Annotated in this window: 1 protein-coding gene; it reads left to right on the top strand. The window is 68.5% G+C overall.

From position 1 onward, the window contains the following. On the top strand, positions 1–710 hold a 710-nt coding region (locus OJ962_RS34220), incomplete at both ends, for an ABC transporter ATP-binding protein (RefSeq protein ID WP_202958900.1).

Raw genomic sequence — 710 nt, 5'->3', positions numbered from 1 at the left:
AACGAGTTGGCGCCGCGGGATCGCGACATCGCGATGGTCTTTCAGAACTACGCGCTGTATCCGCACATGACGGTGCGCGAGAACATGGGGTTCGCGCTCAAGCTGTCGAAGGTCGGCAAGGGCGAGATCGACCGCAAGGTGCGGGAGGCGGCCGAGATCCTGGAGTTGCAGGACCATCTGGACCGCAAGCCGGCGAACCTGTCCGGTGGCCAGCGCCAGCGCGTGGCGATGGGCCGCGCGATCGTGCGCGACCCGGCGGCGTTCCTGATGGACGAGCCGCTGTCGAACCTGGACGCCAAGCTGCGCGTGCAGATGCGCACCCAGGTGGCGCGCATCCAGCACCAGTTGGGCACGACCATGCTCTACGTCACGCACGACCAGACCGAGGCGATGACGCTCGGTGACCGCGTCGCGGTGATGCGCGCGGGCGTGATCCAGCAGGTGGACACGCCCAAGACGCTCTACGAACGGCCGGAGAACCTGTTCGTCGCGGGGTTCATCGGCTCGCCGGCGATGAACTTCGTGCCCGCCCGGCTGGAGGACGGCAAGCTACGGCTGCCGTTCGGCGACGCCCCGATCCCCGCCGGCGTGGACGCCAAGGGCCGCGAGGTGATCGCCGGGATCCGGCCCGAGCACTTCGAGGACGCCGCGATCAGCGGCGACGGGATGCGCTTCAAAGCCAAGCTCGACGTCGTCGAGTCGATGGGCTC

The sequence above is a fragment of the Solirubrobacter deserti genome, assembly GCF_027587175.1.
Taxonomy (GTDB): domain Bacteria; phylum Actinomycetota; class Thermoleophilia; order Solirubrobacterales; family Solirubrobacteraceae; genus Solirubrobacter; species Solirubrobacter deserti.
This window is presented reverse-complemented; position numbering and strand designations above follow the sequence as displayed.